Source organism: Plantactinospora sp. CA-290183 (genome assembly GCF_050936375.1).
GTDB lineage: Bacteria > Actinomycetota > Actinomycetes > Mycobacteriales > Micromonosporaceae > Plantactinospora.
Window position 1 is genome coordinate 1 of record NZ_JBNJMX010000020.1, and the last position, 15,802, is coordinate 15,802.

At 72.8% G+C, this 15,802-nt stretch carries 14 protein-coding genes; 5 read left to right on the plus strand and 9 right to left on the minus strand.

Going from position 1 to position 15,802, the window contains the following annotated elements; all coding sequences use genetic code 11:
• The 5 genes from ACQEUR_RS20990 to ACQEUR_RS21010 all read right to left on the minus strand — a co-directional run.
• The coding region (locus ACQEUR_RS20990) for a hypothetical protein (protein ID WP_433033840.1) at positions 1–293 on the minus strand (293 nt) is incomplete at its 3' end.
• Entirely contained in the window at positions 290–841 is a 552-nt protein-coding gene (locus tag ACQEUR_RS20995) for a MauE/DoxX family redox-associated membrane protein (protein WP_433033843.1), read from the minus strand. The genes ACQEUR_RS20990 and ACQEUR_RS20995, both read right to left, overlap by 4 nt.
• An 11-nt stretch (positions 842–852) precedes the next feature.
• The gene (locus tag ACQEUR_RS21000) at positions 853–2,844 is read right to left on the minus strand and encodes an ABC transporter ATP-binding protein (protein WP_433033846.1); all 1,992 of its coding nucleotides are present in this window, start codon (positions 2,842–2,844) and stop codon (positions 853–855) included.
• A gap of 100 nt (positions 2,845–2,944) precedes the next feature.
• Positions 2,945–4,216, minus strand: a complete 1,272-nt coding sequence (locus ACQEUR_RS21005; protein WP_433033848.1) for a cupin domain-containing protein — start codon at positions 4,214–4,216, stop codon at positions 2,945–2,947.
• A 6-nt stretch (positions 4,217–4,222) separates the two neighbouring features.
• The gene (locus ACQEUR_RS21010; protein ID WP_433033851.1) at positions 4,223–4,402 is read right to left on the minus strand and encodes a hypothetical protein; all 180 of its coding nucleotides are present in this window, start codon (positions 4,400–4,402) and stop codon (positions 4,223–4,225) included.
• Between the two features lie 434 nt (positions 4,403–4,836).
• On the opposite strand from ACQEUR_RS21010, the gene ACQEUR_RS21015 reads away from it, so the two are divergent.
• Entirely contained in the window at positions 4,837–6,579 is a 1,743-nt protein-coding gene (locus ACQEUR_RS21015; RefSeq protein ID WP_433033854.1) for a S9 family peptidase, read from the plus strand.
• Positions 6,580–6,626: 47 nt separating this feature from the next.
• Here the strand turns inward: ACQEUR_RS21015 and ACQEUR_RS21020 are convergent, their stop codons facing one another.
• Positions 6,627–7,436, minus strand: a complete 810-nt coding sequence (locus ACQEUR_RS21020; RefSeq protein ID WP_433033857.1) for an SDR family oxidoreductase — start codon at positions 7,434–7,436, stop codon at positions 6,627–6,629.
• Between the two features lie 101 nt (positions 7,437–7,537).
• On the opposite strand from ACQEUR_RS21020, the gene ACQEUR_RS21025 reads away from it, so the two are divergent.
• The 4 genes from ACQEUR_RS21025 (at position 7,538) to ACQEUR_RS21040 (ending at position 13,799) form a co-directional block, all read left to right on the plus strand.
• Positions 7,538–8,674 (plus strand): FUSC family protein, encoded by a 1,137-nt coding sequence (locus ACQEUR_RS21025; RefSeq protein WP_433033859.1) that lies wholly within the window; start codon positions 7,538–7,540, stop codon positions 8,672–8,674.
• A 268-nt stretch (positions 8,675–8,942) separates the two neighbouring features.
• Positions 8,943–11,543, plus strand: a complete 2,601-nt coding sequence (locus ACQEUR_RS21030) for an alpha-L-arabinofuranosidase C-terminal domain-containing protein (protein WP_433033862.1) — start codon at positions 8,943–8,945, stop codon at positions 11,541–11,543.
• Complete coding sequence (locus tag ACQEUR_RS21035; RefSeq protein WP_433033865.1) at positions 11,540–13,033, plus strand: family 43 glycosylhydrolase; 1,494 nt, start codon at positions 11,540–11,542, stop codon at positions 13,031–13,033. Before ACQEUR_RS21030 ends, ACQEUR_RS21035 begins: the two co-directional genes overlap by 4 nt.
• 106 nt (positions 13,034–13,139) lie before the next feature.
• On the plus strand, positions 13,140–13,799 hold the full coding sequence (locus ACQEUR_RS21040; protein ID WP_433033868.1) for a lipoprotein: 660 nt from the start codon (positions 13,140–13,142) through the stop codon (positions 13,797–13,799).
• On the opposite strand, the gene ACQEUR_RS21045 is transcribed toward ACQEUR_RS21040, so the two are convergent.
• Genes ACQEUR_RS21045 through ACQEUR_RS21055 form a run of 3 tightly spaced genes read right to left on the minus strand, consistent with a single transcriptional unit; the run spans position 13,789 to position 15,662 of the window.
• Positions 13,789–14,538, minus strand: a complete 750-nt coding sequence (locus ACQEUR_RS21045; RefSeq protein ID WP_433033871.1) for an MBL fold metallo-hydrolase — start codon at positions 14,536–14,538, stop codon at positions 13,789–13,791. The two genes, ACQEUR_RS21040 and ACQEUR_RS21045, sit on opposite strands and share 11 nt — an antisense overlap.
• 6 nt (positions 14,539–14,544) lie before the next feature.
• Complete coding sequence (locus tag ACQEUR_RS21050) at positions 14,545–14,940, minus strand: RidA family protein (protein ID WP_433033874.1); 396 nt, start codon at positions 14,938–14,940, stop codon at positions 14,545–14,547.
• Positions 14,937–15,662, minus strand: coding sequence for a GntR family transcriptional regulator (locus ACQEUR_RS21055; RefSeq protein WP_433033877.1), 726 nt, complete (start codon positions 15,660–15,662; stop codon positions 14,937–14,939). The genes ACQEUR_RS21050 and ACQEUR_RS21055 overlap by 4 nt, the downstream gene beginning before the upstream one ends.
• Positions 15,663–15,802 lie beyond the last annotated feature (140 nt).

Here is a 15,802-nt window from a genome sequence, read left to right on the forward strand (position 1 = left end):
GTGACCATGAGGAAGACGACGATCAGCTCACCGGTGGCCAGGTAGTCGCTGTCGATCACCGTGCCGTCGAGCGAGGTCGCCCGGATGCCCGGCGGCACCGGGCTGTCGACGGCCGGTAGCGGGGATTCCTCCGGCAGGTTGCTGCCCATCGCGCTCGGCGCGGTCAGCACTCCGGTGGCGATCAGGGCGGTACGCAGCTCGCGGTACCGGCGGGCCGACGCCACGCCGACGGCCAACGCGACCGCCGAGGACGCGAAGGCGAGCAGGGAGATCGCCCACAGCGCCCCGCTCATCGTCCGACCCCCGGTCCGGCGGGTACGACCTCGTCGACGAAGAGCGCGGCCAGGTCGTCCCAGAAGACCAGCAGCAACGCACCGGTGGCGGCGGCGGCCGCGGCGACGGCCGCGCCGGTCAGCGAGTCGGGCCGGCCGGTGACGAAGAGCGACAGCACGACCGTCATGGCGGCGAGGCCGGACAGCGCCGCGTTGCGGACCAGGTGCCCCCGGCCGAGTGGCTGCCCGAGCCGGCCGAAGCAGAAACACTTCGGGGTCCGGCCCCGGCGGATCGCGGTCCAGACCCCGGCGGTGAAGGTCAGGAACAGCCCGGTGGCCAGGACCGATCCGGCCATCCCGGTGGCCGGCCACGGCAGCAGCAGCGCGACGGCCAGCTCGACCGCCACGGTGCCGACGGCCGCCGGTCGGACCAGCCGGTCCGGGACGTCCAACCGGCGGATGAACCGGAGGAACTCCTGCCGCTGTCGCCGGCCGCCGAGCTTGCCGGCCGCCGCCGCCAGGCAGACGAACGCCAGCGACAGTCGGGCCGCGAAGGTCAGGTATTCCATGGCACCACTCCTCAGGTCGTCGCGTGGGTCAGGCTGGGGCCGGGGCCGGAGACGTCCGGGCCGGGCTCGGCGTCCGGGCCGGGGCCGGGTTTCCGGCCCGGGGGTACGCTGCCGCCGGTCCCCAGGGGGCCCGGGGTCTCGGTGTAGGCGAGCGCCTGTAGCCGGAAGAGTCGGGCGTACTCGCCGTTGTCGGCCATCAGCTCGTCGTGCGTGCCGTACTCGCGGATCCGGCCACCGTCGAGCAGCAACACCCGGTCGGCCTGGCGCACCGTGGAGAAACGGTGCGAGATGTAGACGGCGGTCCGGCCGGCGGCCAACCGGCGTACCCGCTCGAACAGCTCGAACTCGGCCTGCGCGTCCAGCGCCGCGGTCGGCTCGTCGAGGACCAGCAACCTGGCGTCGCGCATGAACGCCCGGCCCAGCGCGATCCGCTGCCACTCCCCGCCGGAGACCTCGACACCCTCGCCGAACCACCGGCCCAGCTGGCTGTCGAAACCCTGCGGCAACCGCTCGATGAACCCGCGCGCCCCGGCCTGGTCCGCCGATGCCACCACCCGGGTCCGGTCGTCCAGCCGCGTGACGTCGCCCAGCCCGATGTTCTCGGCGGCCGTCGCCTGGTAGCTCACGTAGTCCTGGAAGACCGCACCGATCTCCGCCCGGAGGCGGTCCGGGGCGACCTCGCGCAGGTCCTGACCGTCCAGCCGGACCCGCCCGGTGGCCGGCTGGTAGAGGCCGCAGAGCAGCTTGATCAGGGTCGACTTGCCGGCGCCGTTGCGCCCGACCACCGCCAGGGTGGTGCCGGGCGGGATCTCCAGGCTGACGTCGTGCAGCGCCAGGGTCGGCGACCCGGGATATCCGAAGGAGACGTTCTCGAAGACCACGTGACCCGGCCCGGGATGCAGCGGTTGCCCGCCGTCCGGCTGCTCGGCCCCGGCCGGCACGGTCAGGAAGCTGCGCAGCGTGGCGAGGTAGAGGCTGTCCTGGTACATGGCCGACAGGCCGAGCAGCAGGGTCTGGGCCGCCGCCTGCACACCGATCAGCGCGGCGGAGCAGAGTACGAGGTCGCCGACGGTGAGCCGGCCGGCCAGGGCCTGCCGGACCGCGTACAGGAAACCCAGCGAACCGAGGCCGGTTGCCAGCAGACCCCATCCGGCGATCCCGAGGTTGCGGGCGGTGACGAGCCGGCGGGTACGCCGGTAGAGGTCCTCGCCCCAGGTGCGGAAGCTGTCGACGAAGTGCGGCCCGAGCCCGAAGAGCTTGATCTCCTTCGCCGCCGTGTCGGTGGTGACCAGGTTGCTGACGTACTGCATGCGGCGGCGCAGCGGGGAGGCCCAGATCGCGAACTCGAACATCCGCCGGCGGAACCGGGCGTCCGAGACGAAGACCGGGATCGGCGCCAGGAGCGCGAGCAGCGTCAGCAGCGGGCTCAGTCCGAAGAGCAGGGCGCCGAGGCTGACCAGGGTCACCAGGCCCTGGAGTTGGGCGAAGGTCAGCGAGAGCATCGACATCGGCCGGGACGCGGCCTCCTGCTGCGCCTGCCGCAGCAGGTCGTACGACGACGACCGCTCGAAGAACGGCAGTTCGAGCCTGCTGGCGTGGTCCATCACGTCGAGCTGCACGGTCAGGGTCAGCCGGTCGCCGAGCAGCCGCTCGACGATGCTCCGCACCGCGCCGCCGGCCGAGTTCAGCCCGGCCACCAGGAACTGGAGCCCGACCAGGAGCAGGATCCGTCCGCCCGCGTCCGGGCCGGCCGGGCCGTCGCGTACCGCCACCACGACCGCGTCGATCACCAGCGCGGCGACGGCGGCGGTGGCCGCCGGTACGAGGCCGGTCAGCAGGCTCATCGCGCCGAGCGCGAGGGTGAGGGGCCGGCTCGCCCGCCAGGCCAGCCGGGTCACCTGGCCCAGCACGCTCAACGCGCCCCGGGCCCGCCCCGGCAGCTGTCGCAGCCGGAACGGTTGGTCCGGTGGTCGTCCCAGCACCGAGCCCAGCTCAGGCCGCACCTCGTACCTCCAAACTCCGCGCGCGGGTGACGGCCGGGCCAGCTCGCGCGGGGCGAGTGACCCGGCCGTCCGTGGTCGAGACGCCGTGCGGCGTCGCCGCTCAGTCCGCCGTCGGGCTGCCGGCCGGAGCCGCGGCTCCGGCCGATGCGGGCACGGTCAGGAAACCCTCCCGGATCAGCCGGCGGAGCAGCACCAGGCGTCCGGAGTCGTCCAGGTTTCCCGGGATGCCCCGGCCGGTGAGCAGTTCCGTCTCGGTGAGGTACCGCAGCTCGTCCGCGACGTGCCCGGGGAAGCTGACCTCCTTGCCGTTGAACTCCAGGCTGACGCCGCCGTCGGGGCGTTCGGTGAGACTCCACAACAGGTGTGGCCGGCGGACCAGCTTGGTGTTGAGGTCCACGAACGGCAGGCTCTCCAGGTCGAGGAGGTGGCCCTCCAGCGCCGGCTTGCGGGCCAGCACGGCCTGCTTGCGGGCCATGGTGAGCACCGCGTCCGGCCGGATCGACTCGGCGAGCTTGCGGAGCAGCGCGCCGGCGTGCCGTTCCGCCTCCTGGCGGATCTCGTCCTCGGTGGTGAACCCGAGCGGCACCGACTCGCGGAACTTCTCGTCGCTCTCGACCGCCTTGCTCACCGCCTGGGTCAGCAACTCGGCCCAGGTCGACGTGGTCACCCCGAAGGTCAGGTGCAGCGAGGCCCTGTCGTTGGAGACCGCCTGGTGCACGGTGCCCCTCGGCATGTAGAGCAGGTCTCCGGGCTCCAGGATGAAGTCCGCCACCGGCTCCCCGGGCCCCTCCTCGGGCCGCTTGTACCGCTGGTTCTGCAACGGCAGGCGGTACGGCTGCCCGTACAGGCGCCACCGCTTCGTCCCGTAGATCTGGGCGACGAAGACGTCGTGCGTGTCGTAGTGCTCGGTCAGCCCACGGGTCCCGGCCGGCGTGAGGTAGGAGTTCACGTGCACCAGCCCGCCGAAGATCTCGGTCATCGACTGGCAGAGCCGGTCCAGCGGGTTCCAGTGCTGTTCGAGGAAGAGCAGGTTGAGGGTGGCGCCCTTGCGGTACTCGGCGTACACCGCCTCGCGTGCGTGGGCACCGTTGCCGGTCTCGGAGACCAGTGCGGAGACCGGCGTGGGTTCGCCGTCGGCGACGATCCGCAGGTCGCTGGAGCGGACCCGGGCGTTCGAGATGAGGTGGTCCATGTCGGCCAGGGTGAGCAGGCCCGCGTAGTAGTCCGGATCCTGGCGGTGCAGGATCAGGTGCTCGCGTTCCCAGTACTGGCTCGTGAACTCCGCGACCTGCATGGGGTTGATCAGGTCGGCGAAGCCAGAGGGGAGCCGCTTACCGGCTCCCCCCTGGCCCGCTGAGTGAGACTCAGCCATTCGCCGTCACCACTGGGTGTTGTGCGGGTCGGCGTCGTAGTACGAGTACGCCGCGTCACGCGGGTCGTCGTTGTAGCAGATCGCCTCCAGCGACGGTGCCGGGGCGATCGGGGTCGTCTCGATGTCCTCCATGGACAGCGACTTGGTCTCGACGACCGCCGCCTGGTCCGTGCTCGCTCTGTCCATCTTGTTCCCTCCGTTGATGCTCCGCTGGACCGGAGACCTGCGCTGGACCGCACTACCGTGATCGATGACCGGACCCGACCCGCAGACGCCGTCGTGACCCGTCGTACCTGGTCGTCTGGCGCTTCGGGCAAGGTGCCGGCCGCCGTACGGCTGGGACCAATGATGGGTGGGCCGCTTCTCGGCGGGCAATGAAGAGCGACGTTCATGATGCTGCCTGGCAACTTCTTGCCACGAGTTCGACACCGACGGTCATTTAATGTTGGTGCCGGATCGGCGGACGGTCGGCCGGAGATCGTCCTGCGCACCGGTCCGTCGGCGAGACGGAGGCGACGTCGCTCATGGGCCTGCCCACCCTGATTCCCCGTTCCGTGCTGTTCGGAGTGCCTGCCCGACACGCTCCGTCACTGTCGCCGGACGGGCGCCAGGTCGGCTACGTGGCACCGCTGGACGGCGTACGCACGATCTGGGTCCGTCCCGTGGACGGCGGCGAGCCGCGCCCGCTCACCGGGACGACGAACGCCGGGATCTTCGCCTTCACCTGGGCGCACGACGGTCGGCACGTGCTCTACGTGCAGGACCGGGACGGCGACGAGAACACCCACCTGTACGCGGCGGACACCGGCACCGGCGAGACGCGCGACCTCACCCCGTTCCACGGCGTGCAGGCCCGGATGGTCGGCGCGCAGGCCAGTGCGCCGCACCATGTGCTGGTGGGCCTGAACCGGCGCGACCGGCGGCTGCACGACGTCCACCGGGTGGACCTGCGTTCGGGCGAGCTGACGCCGGTGGCGGAGAACCCCGGCTTCGCCGGCTGGATGGCGGACCGCCAGCTGCGGGTCCGCGGCGCGCTGCGGTGGTCGCCGGACGGCGGTCTGTCGATCATGGCACGGGACGGGAGCGCCCCGTGGCGACCCGTGCACACGGTGGATTCCGAGGACTCCACGACCACCCGGGCGATCGGCTTCACCGGTGACGGCTCGGGGCTGGTCATCCTCTCCTCCGCCGACGCCAACACCGCCCGGGTGCTCCGGGTCGACGTGGCCACCGGCGCGACCAAGACGCTCTACCAGGACCCGGAGTACGACGTCAGCGGCGTGGACCTGAACCCGTTGACCGGCGAGGCGGACCTGGTGGTGGTGGACCGGGACCGGACCCGGTTGCACGGGCTCACGCCCGACACCGCCCGTACCGTGGATCACCTGCAACGGTTGTTCGACGGCGACGTGCTGCTGGTCGGGCGGGACGCGGCGGACCGGGGCTGGCTGGTGCTCGACTACGGGCCCGAGCGGGTCGCGACCTACTACCACTACGACCGGACGACCGGTCGGGCACAGCCGCTCTTCGACCACCGCCCGGTGCTGGCCGACTACACGCTGGCGCCGGTGGAGCCGTTCTCGTTCCAGGCCCGGGACGGCCGCACCATCCACGGCTACCTGACCTTCCCGCCGGGGCTGGACCGGCGTGCCCTGCCGGCGGTGCTGGCCGTGCACGGCGGTCCGTGGGACCGGGACCGGTGGGGCTCGGGCGAGTGCCAGTGGCTGGCGAACCGGGGCTACCTGTCGGTGCAGGTCAACTTCCGGGGCTCCATCGGCTACGGCAAGGACTTCGTCAACGCCGGTGACCGCGAGTGGGGCGGCCGGATGCAGGACGACCTGACCGACGCGGTGCACTGGCTGGTCGCCCAGGGCTACGCCGATCCCGCCCGCGTCGCCATCCACGGCGGCTCGTACGGCGGCTACGCGGCGCTGGCCGGCGCGGCCTTCACCCCCGACCTCTACGCCTGCGCGGTCGCCGTCTGCGCCCCGTCGGACCTGCGGACCTTCGTCCGGTCGACGATCTCGTCCGCGCAGCTGCTCGCCCCCCGGATCCGGCGCCGGATCGGTGATCCCGACCTCGACGACGCGTTCCTGTGGTCCCGGTCGCCGCTGTCCCGGGTGGACGACATCCGGATCCCGGTGCTGGTCGCGCACGGCGCGAACGACCCACGGGTGCGCCGGGCCGAGGCCGACCAGCTGGTGGCGGCGCTGGCCGCCAACGGCGTACCGCACCGGTATCTGCTCTTCGACGACGAGGGGCACGGCTTCGCGAAGCTGCCGAACCGGATGGCCTTCTACGCCAGCACCGAGCAGTTCCTCGCCGAGCACCTCGGCGGGCGGTGCGAGCCGGCGCAACCGTAGGGGCGCCGGGAGCGCCCCCTGCCGTGCGCCGGGTCGCACCGGCGCGGTCAGGTCTCCCGCCAGGCGGTCGACTCCAGCCGGGCCGCGCCCTGCGGGCCCATCAGCATCATGCCGCCGTCGACGATCCACGAGGCGCCGGTCACGTACGCGGCGGCGGGTGAGGCGAGCAGCGCCACCACGGCGGCGATCTCGCGGGCGTCGCCGGGGCGGCCGACGGGGATCCCGGGCCGGTCCTCGGTGAACGGGTCGGTGTCCTCCTGGCCGGTCATCGGGGTGGAGATCTCGCCGGGCGCCACCGAGTTGACGGTGATCCCGTGCACCGCGAGTTCCTGCGCCATCACCTTGGTCAGCAGTCCCAGCCCACCCTTCGCCGCGCAGTACGCCGCCGAGCCGACCTTCGGGGCGTGCTCGTGCACGCTGGTGATGTTGACGATCCGTCCGCCCGTGCCGGCGTCGCGCATCCGCCGGGCCGCCCGCTGGCCGCAGAGGAACGGCCCGTCCAGGTCGACCGAGAGGACCTCGCGCCACTGTTCGAAAGTGGTGTCGACGAACGGGCTGGCCGCTCCGGTGCCGGCGTTGTTGACCAGCACCCCGAGCCCGCCGAGTTCGTCGGCCAGCTCGTCCACCACGGACGCCGCCCCGGGCAGCCGGGTCAGGTCCAGCTCGGCCACCGCGCAGCGCCGGCCGGCGGACCGGACCTCCTCGGCGGTCCGCCGGGCGCCGTCGGAGTCCTCGTACCAGGTGATGCCGATGTCGAAGCCGGCCTCGGCCAGGGCGACCGCGCAGGCCTTGCCGATGCCGGAGTCCGCACCGGTGACGATGGCGTTCCGGGGGTAGTTGTCATATCGCTGAGGCATGGACGCCCACTACCCGGGCGGCGCGCCGGTACACCACCGCATCCGGGGCCGGGTTGGCCGTCGACGGCCCCGGGTAGTCCCGGACGTGTGACGATCATCAGGTGGCGAGGGGTGACATGATCGGCGCGGGCCTCCGGCTCGCCTCCGGGCGGCTGCGCGCGGGGTGGCTGCCGGTGCTGGAGGCGACGCTGGCCGCGACCGTCGCCTGGATCGTCGCCACCACGCTGGTCGGGCACCCGCAGCCGTTCTTCGCGCCGGCCGCGGCGTTGATCGTGCTGGGCCAGGCCCGGGGCCAGCGGATGCGCCGGGCGGTCGAGGTGGTCCTCGGCGTCGCGGCCGGGGTGCTGGTGGCGGATCTCGTGGTGCAGGCGCTCGGTCACCGTACGACCTGGACCGTCTTCACCGTCATCCTGCTGACCACCGCCCTCGCGGTGGCGCTCGGCGCGAGCACGGTCTCGGTGGTCCAGGCGGCGGTCTCCGCCCTCTACCTGGTCGTGGTCGAGCCGGCGACGCAGGGGCTGGTGCCGTTCCGGTTCGTCGACGCGCTGATCGGTGGCGGGGTGGCGCTCGCCGCGAGCCAGCTGCTCAGCGCCCGGGATCCGCTCGCTCCGCTGGTCACCGGGTCGCGGCGCACCTTCGGTGAGCTGGCCGGCCTGCTGGAGGAGGTCGCCGAGGCCCTCGAACGCGGCGACTCCGGCGCCGCCCGGGACGCGCTGGAGCGGGCCCGGGGGATGGACGCCGAGGTGGAGCGGCTGCGTACGGCGGTGCTGGCCGCCGGCGAGGCGCTGCGTCTGCACGTCCGCCGGCGCCGGCACATCGGCCGGGTGCACGCGCTCGACGCGTCGACCCGGCAGGTCGACTACGCCGTGCGCAACCTGCGGGTGCTGGCCCGGGCCGGGGTGATGATGACCCGGCTGTCGGTGCGGACGCCGCCCGAGCTGGCGGTCGCGCTGCGGCGGCTGGCCGAGGCGGTACGCGGGGTGGGTGCGGCGCTGGCCGCCGACCTGACGGGCCAGGACGAGGCGGCGGACCGGCACGCCGACCTGGCCGCCGAGGCGGCGCTCGACGCGGTACGCGGGGCCGGGGCGCTGCTGCGGGGCGACGCGCCACTGCCGCTCATCATGATCGTCGGGCAGGTCCGGGCGACCGCCATCGACCTGCTCCGCGGGGTGGATCCGGGCGACGACGCCGCCGTGCTGTCCCGGGTCGACGAGGCGCTGGGCCTGCCGCCGCTGTGACCGTGGCCCGGCCGGCGCCGGTGTCCGGCCCGGTGTCCCCGCCCGCCGGGGCCCGGGGCCGGGTCCCTGCCCGCCCGGTGCCCGGCCCGGCGTCCGGTCCGCTCGCGGTGTGTCAGGTGAGCGTTAACAACTGATTCGCCGTCCTGAGCAACAGATGGTTCCCAGCCTTGACACCCGCTGGTGATCTATCTATGTTAACGCTCACCCATCGCTGTCGGTCGAATCCATTCCGCTTGATCTCACTGTCGAGCTCTCCCGGAGGAGCCACATGTCCCGACCGCGCCCGCAACTCGGGCTCGCGTGCGTCCTGGCGTTGACGATCCCGCTGGTGGCCGTGCCGGCGACCGCGTCCGGCGCGCCACCCGCCACCGTCACCGACTACACCATCGACGTCGATCCGAGCCGGGACGGCCCGGCCATCTCCGACACGATGTACGGGGTCTTCTTCGAGGACATCAACCGGGCCGCCGACGGCGGTCTCTACGCCGAACTCGTGCAGAACCGCTCCTTCGAGTACGACCCGGTGGACAACCCGGAATACACCGGCCTGACCGCGTGGACCCCGACCGGTGCCGGCGGCGGCGCCGAGGTCGTCGACGACGCCGGGCGGCTCAACGAGCGCAACCGCCGCTACCTGCGGTTGACCCTGCCCGTTGCCGGCCTTGCGGGCGGTGCCGGTGGTGCCGGGTACGGCGTGGTCAACGCCGGCTACAACACCGGGATCCCCGTCCAGCGGCAGCACCGGTACGACTTCTCCGTCTGGGCCCGCACCGACCAGCCCGCCGGCACCCCGCTGACCGTACGGGTCACCGACGCGGCCGGCGCCGAGCTCGCCGAGCCGCTGCGGGTCCGGGTCCGGGGCGAGCGCTGGACGAAGTACACCGGCACGATCCGGGCGCGCGCGTCCAGCACGGCCGGCCGGCTCGCGGTCACCGCCGCCGGCACCGGCACCCTGGGCCTGGACATGGTCTCGCTCTTCCCGCAGGACACCTTCAAGCACCGCCCGAACGGGCTGCGCCGGGACCTCGCGGAGAAGATCGCCGCCCTGCGACCCGGCTTCGTACGCTTCCCCGGCGGCTGCCTGGTGAACACCGGCAGCCACTACGGCTACGAGGCGCCGGGCTGGGAGCGGCGGCGCTCGTACCAGTGGAAGGACACCGTCGGCCCGGTCGAGCAGCGTGCCACCAACGCCAACTTCTGGGGTTACAACCAGTCCTACGGCCTGGGCTACTACGAGTACTTCCAGTTCGCCGAGGACATCGGCGCGATGCCGCTGCCGGTGGTGCCGGCGCTGGTCACCGGCTGCGGCGAGAACCGCGCCACCGACGACCCCGCACTGCTGCGCCGGCACATCCAGGACACCCTCGACCTGATCGAGTTCGCCAACGGGCCCGCGTCGTCGCGCTGGGGCCGGGTCCGGGCCGAGATGGGCCACCCGAAGCCGTTCGGACTGACCCACCTCGGCGTCGGCAACGAGGAGAACCTGCCGGACGCGTTCTTCGAGCGGTTCCGGCAGTTCCGGGCCGCCATCGAGGCCGCCCACCCGGAGATCACGGTGGTCAGCAACTCCGGGCCGGACGACGCGGGGGCCAACTTCGACCGGCTCTGGCAGCTCAACCGGGAGGCGGGCGTCGAGATGGTCGACGAGCACTACTACAACAGCCCGGCCTGGTTCCTCCAGAACAACGAGCGGTACGACACCTACGACCGGGCTGGTCCCAAGGTCTTCCTCGGCGAGTACGCCTCGCAGGACAACCGGTTCTACAACGCGCTCGCCGAGGCGGCGTACATGACGGGGCTGGAACGCAACGCCGACATCGTGAAGCTCGCCTCGTACGCCCCGCTGCTGGCGAACGAGGACTACGTGCAGTGGCGACCGGACATGATCTGGTTCAACAACCACACCTCGTGGGGATCGGCGAGCTACGAGGTGCAGAAGCTGTTCATGCGCAACGTCGGCGACGAGGTGGTGCCCAGCGAGGCGTCGGCGACGCCGGTCACCACCGCACCGATCAGCGGTGCGGTCGGGCTCTCCACCTGGGCCACCAGCGCCGCGTACGACGACGTCGTGGTCACCTCGGCCGACGGCGGGACGCTGTTCACCGACGACTTCTCCGGCGACGCCGCCCGGTGGAGCAACGTCAGCGGGCGCGGGTCGTGGTCCGTCGTCGACGGCGCCTACGTGCAGTCCGACGAGGCCGCCGAGGACACCCTGGTGATGGCCGGTGACCCGGCGTGGACCAACTACGACCTGCGGGTCAGGGCGACCAAGCGGTCCGGCCGGGAGGGCTTCCTGGTCGCGTTCGGGGTCAAGGACAGCGGCAACTTCTACTGGTGGAACCTCGGCGGCTGGAACAACACCCAGTCGGCGGTGGAGCAGGCCAGCGGGGGTGGCAAGCAGACGCTGATCTCGAACGGCACCACGATCGAGACCGGCCGCAGCTACGACCTGCGGATCTCCGTACGGGGCCGGCAGGTGACGCTCTTCCTCGACGGGCAGCAGTGGGGCAGCTTCACCGACGACCGGGTCGCCGAGCCGTTCCGGCAGGTCGTGACCCGGGACCACCGCACCGGCGAGCTGATCCTCAAGGTGGTCAACGCCCAGGACGCGGCGGCGCGTACCCGGATCGACCTCGGCCGGCTCCGCGTCGCGCCGACCGCCCGGGTGACCACCCTGCACGGCGAGCCGGACGACGTGAACACCGCCACGGAGCAGCCGATCCGGGCGCGCGAGTCCCGACTGCACGGCGTCTCGCAGACCTTCGACCACACCTTCCCGGCGAACTCCGTGACCTTCGTCCGGATCCGCGCCACCCAGCCGCATCCGACCGGCCCGTCGGCCGGGTCGGTGGAGAGGAACCCGTCGTGACGTACCCCGGAATCAACCGGCGTGGGCTGCTCCGGGCCGGCGGCGGTCTCGCCGCCGCCGGGGCGGCCGGCGCCCTGCCGCTGGCCGCCGCGGCCCCGGCCCAGGCGACCGCCGGCTTCGACGGACCGGCCGGGCCGGCCCCGCTCACCACCCGCAACCCGCTGGTCGAGCAGCGCGCCGACCCGTTCATCACCCGCCCGGTGGACGGGATGTACTACCTGACCGGTTCGGTGCCGGAGTACGACCGGGTCGTGGTCCGCGGTGCGCCCACGCTGGACGGCCTGGCGTCCGCCCGGGAGCGGACGGTCTGGCGCCGGCCGGCGTCCGGCCCGATGGGCGGCTACATCTGGGCGCCGGAACTGCACCGCATCGACGGCCGCTGGTACATCTACTTCGCGGCCGGGGACTCCGACCAGCCGTTCCGGATCCGGACCTACGTGCTGGAGTCCGCCGCCGCCGACCCCCGGGAGGACGCCTGGGTGCTGCGCGGTCAGATGGTCACCGCCTGGGACACCTTCACCCTGGACGCGACGACGTTCACGCACCGGGGCACCCGCTACTTCCTCTGGGCCCAGAGCGAGCCGGGGATCGCGACGAACAGCAACCTCTACATCGCCGAGATGGCCTCCCCGCTCGCGATCAAGGGCCCCCCGGTGCGGATCGCGGTGCCCACCCTGCCCTGGGAGGTGCAGGGCTTCCGGGTCAACGAGGGGCCGGCGGCGCTCGTCCGCAACGGCCGGGTCTTCGTGACCTTCTCGGCCAGCGCGACCGACCACCGGTACTGCATGGGGCTGCTCACCGCCGACGCGGACGCGAACCTGCTGGACCCCGCCTCCTGGACCAAGTCGCCGGAGCCGGTCTTCGTCACCAACGAACAGACCCGGCAGTACGGCCCGGGGCACAACTCGTTCACGGTCGCCGAGGACGGCCGGACCGACGTGCTGGTCTACCACGCCCGCGACTACCGGGACATCGTCGGCGATCCGCTGTTCGACCCGAACCGGCACACCCGGGTGCAGCGGTTGGGCTGGAACGCCGACGGCACGCCCAGCTTCGGGGTGCCGGTCGGCAAGGGCGGGCCGATCGTCCGGCTCGCCCCCCTGGACACGCCGCGCGGCCTGGTCCGGCATGCCGATTACCGGCTGCGGGTCGACGTCGACGTCCGGGAACTGGCGGACACGCAGTTCCGGTTCGTGCCGGGCTTCTCCGGCCCCGGGCGGGTGGCGCTGCAGTCGGTCAACTTCCCCGACCGGTACGTCCGGGTGGACGGCGCCGAGGTGCGCATCGACCCGTACGAGGACTCCGACGCGTACGCCAGGGCGGCGAGCTTCGTGCGGGTGCCGGGGCTCGCCGACCGGCGGGCGGTGTCGCTGCGGCTCTCCGGCGACCCGCGGGCGTACCTGGTGCACGAGGCGGGGCGGGTGACCGTCGCTCGCCCCGGCACCGGCCGTGCCGAGCGGGCCCGGGCGACCTTCCGGGTGGCCCCCTGAGCGGTGGCCCCCTGAGCGGTGGCCCCCGCCCGGCCGCCGATTGACTTCCGCTGGTCACTCGGGTTGGCTTGCTCCCGCTGATTTGATCAACGGGGGAGTCGAGACGGTGTACGGACGTTTTCGGGTGGTAATGCTGGCCGCGCTCGCCATCGGGCTCGTCGCCGGTTGCGGCGACACGGACGGGGCGCCGGAGGCCGAGGGCCCGCCCTCGCCGAGCGCCAGCCCGGTGCCGGCCGGCCCCCCGTGGTACGACGACGTCCCGCCGGCCGCGCCGGGCGACACGATCGGCGCCGACGGTACGCCGTGTGCGACGCTGCGGGTCACCTTCGACATGCCGACGAAGTGGACGGCGAAGCCGGTCGAGGTCACCGAGGAGTCGGCCGAGCTGGCCCAGCTGGGCGGCGCCAACATGTGGTGCGAGATCGACGCGAAGCCGGCCGGCGCGATCGGGTTCCTCCGGGTCTGGATGGTCGACAAGGGTGCCGTCGTCGGCGCGCGCAAGGGGCTGGAACAGTTCCTCGCCGCCTACGGCACGCTCAGTGAGGTGCGGTACCGGGACACGAAGGCCGGTCCGATCAGCGCGATCGAGGCGACGTTCCTCCAGGAGAGCGAGCTGACCGGCGACCGGAAGCGGGGCCGGGCGATGGTCGTGGCGACCCGGCTGGGCACGTACCTGTTCACGCTGGGCGGTACGGACACCGACGAGTTCGAGGCGATGTTCCCGGCGTACCAGCTGATGAAGCAGTCGTTCGCGGTCAAGCGCTGAGCAGGTTCGGCGGCGGTACGAGCCGGCGGAAGGACTCGGCCGCGCTGCCGATCCCGGCCCGGGCGTCGCGGAGCACCGGGTCACCGTGGCCGGGCAGCAGTACGTCGACCTCCCGGTCGGCGAGCGCGATGACGGTCTCGGCGTACCGGTCGAGGCGGCAGTCGTGGATCGCCTGGATGCTCACCCGTCCACCGGCGAAGAGGCAGTCGCCGCTGAGCAGGATGGTCCGGCCGGCGCGGCGGACCAGTACGACGAGGTGGCCGTCGCAGTGCCCGGGAGCGGCGACGATCTCGATCCGCAGGCCGCCCGCGTCGACGGTGTCGCCGTCGCCGAGCACCCGGTCGACGGTGGCGGGGGAGAGCCGGTAGTCGGGCGGGTAGACGCCGGCGGCCCGGGCGGCGGCCAACGAGGTGCGCGTCTCGTCCCCGGTGGCCAGCGCCGCCGCGGTCTCGGCACTGGCCAGGATCGGCAGTCCGGCGGCCCGCGCCGCGGCGGCGCCACCCGCGTGGTCGGCGTGGTAGTGCGTGACGACGGCGCCGGCCAGCCGGGCCGGGTCGCACACCTCGGCGACGGCGGCCAGCCACGCGTCGGCGCCCAGGCCGGTCCCGGTGTCGACCAGGACCCCGCCGGTGCCGTCCCAGACCAGGTAGCAGTGGCAGTCGTGGGGGTCGGTCAGGACGTCGGGGTGGGTCCCGCTGCCCACCAGCCAGACGGAGTCGAGCAGTGGTACGGCCGGCATCTCAGCTCACCTCGTCGGCGTGCCGTCGCGGCGTACCGCCACCACGTCGACCTCGACCAGGATTCCGGCCAGCGTACTGCCGACGGTCGTCCGCACCGGGTACGGCGGACGGAAGCGGCGGGCGTACACCTCGTTGTAGGCGGCGAAGTCCCGGTGCAGGTCCTGGAGGTGGACCGTCGCCTTGACCACGTCGCCGAGGCCGAGCCCCACGACCCGCAGTGCCCCCTCGACGTTGTCGAGCACCTGCTCGGTCTGGGCGGTGATGCCCTCCGGGACGACGCCGGTGGCCGGGTCCTTCGGCCCGAAGCCGGCCGTCCAGACCATTGTCCCGGTGTCGATCACGTGGCTGTAGGGCCCGGCGGGCTCGGGCAGGTCGGGGCTGGTGTGCGCGGTCCAGGTCATCGGTCGGCCTCCGTCGGGGTGGTGGTGGGACGGTAGAGGTTGGACTTGACCTCGTACCGGTCGTGGCGGTAGCGGGAGCGGGAGCGCTGCGCGGGGCGGCGGTTGGTGTCGTAGAAGACGTCCACGATCTCCAGTGCCGGTGCGTGTTCCGGCAGGCCGAGCAGCTGGGCGTCGCGGGACGGCGCCGGCACGGCGCGGACCCGGCGATGGGCGGCGGCGACCACGATTCCCGCCGTCGCCAGGACCTCGTGCAGCGATCCCTCCAGGTCGGCGTCGTCGAGGACGCGTTGGAACCGCGCCGGGAGGTGGGCGTCCTCCAGGCACATCGGCTCGTCGTCGGCGAACCGCAGCCGCTCCAGGCGGATGACCGGGCTCTCCGCCTCGACGCCGAGGTCGAGGGCGACCTCGGGGGAGGCGGCGACCTCCTCGATCGCGACCAGCCGGCTGCTCGGGCGCAGGCCCCGGGCGCGCATGTCCTCGGTGAAGGACGTCAGGTTCGGCCCCATCGCCACGGTGGGCCGGCGGACGAACGTGCCCAGGCCGGGGACGCGTTCCACCCGCCCGTCCGTGGCCAGTGCGTCGAGTGCCTGCCGGACCGTCATCCGGCTGACCTCGAACCGCACGGCGAGGTCCTTCTCCGCCGGCAGGCGGGAGCCCACCGGCAGTTCTCGGCACTGCTCGCGGAGCGCGTTCGTGATCGCGACGTGTTTCGGCGTTGACATGACGTGAGCATCCCGTATCTGCCGAGGGCGGCCGTACCCGACCGGGTCCCGCCCGGGGCTCCGCGGATCTCTGCCCTTGACTGGTCTAGACCGCCTCTGTATGGTCCGGAACATTATTCCAACACCGCTCGGTCCGTCTA

Excerpts from the sequence above, each read along its gene's own strand:
- ACQEUR_RS20995 (WP_433033843.1), bottom strand. The coding sequence starts at position 841 with ATGGAATACCTGACCTTCGCGGCCCGACTGTCGCTGGCGTTCGTCTGC.
- ACQEUR_RS21045 (WP_433033871.1), bottom strand. The coding sequence starts at position 14,538 with ATGCCGGCCGTACCACTGCTCGACTCCGTCTGGCTGGTGGGCAGCGGG.
- ACQEUR_RS21020 (WP_433033857.1), bottom strand. The coding sequence starts at position 7,436 with ATGCCTCAGCGATATGACAACTACCCCCGGAACGCCATCGTCACCGGT.
- ACQEUR_RS21050 (WP_433033874.1), bottom strand. The coding sequence starts at position 14,940 with ATGACCTGGACCGCGCACACCAGCCCCGACCTGCCCGAGCCCGCCGGG.
- ACQEUR_RS21010 (WP_433033851.1), bottom strand. The coding sequence starts at position 4,402 with ATGGACAGAGCGAGCACGGACCAGGCGGCGGTCGTCGAGACCAAGTCG.
- ACQEUR_RS21055 (WP_433033877.1), bottom strand. The coding sequence starts at position 15,662 with ATGTCAACGCCGAAACACGTCGCGATCACGAACGCGCTCCGCGAGCAG.
- ACQEUR_RS21030 (WP_433033862.1), top strand. The coding sequence starts at position 8,943 with ATGTCCCGACCGCGCCCGCAACTCGGGCTCGCGTGCGTCCTGGCGTTG.
- ACQEUR_RS21005 (WP_433033848.1), bottom strand. The coding sequence starts at position 4,216 with ATGGCTGAGTCTCACTCAGCGGGCCAGGGGGGAGCCGGTAAGCGGCTC.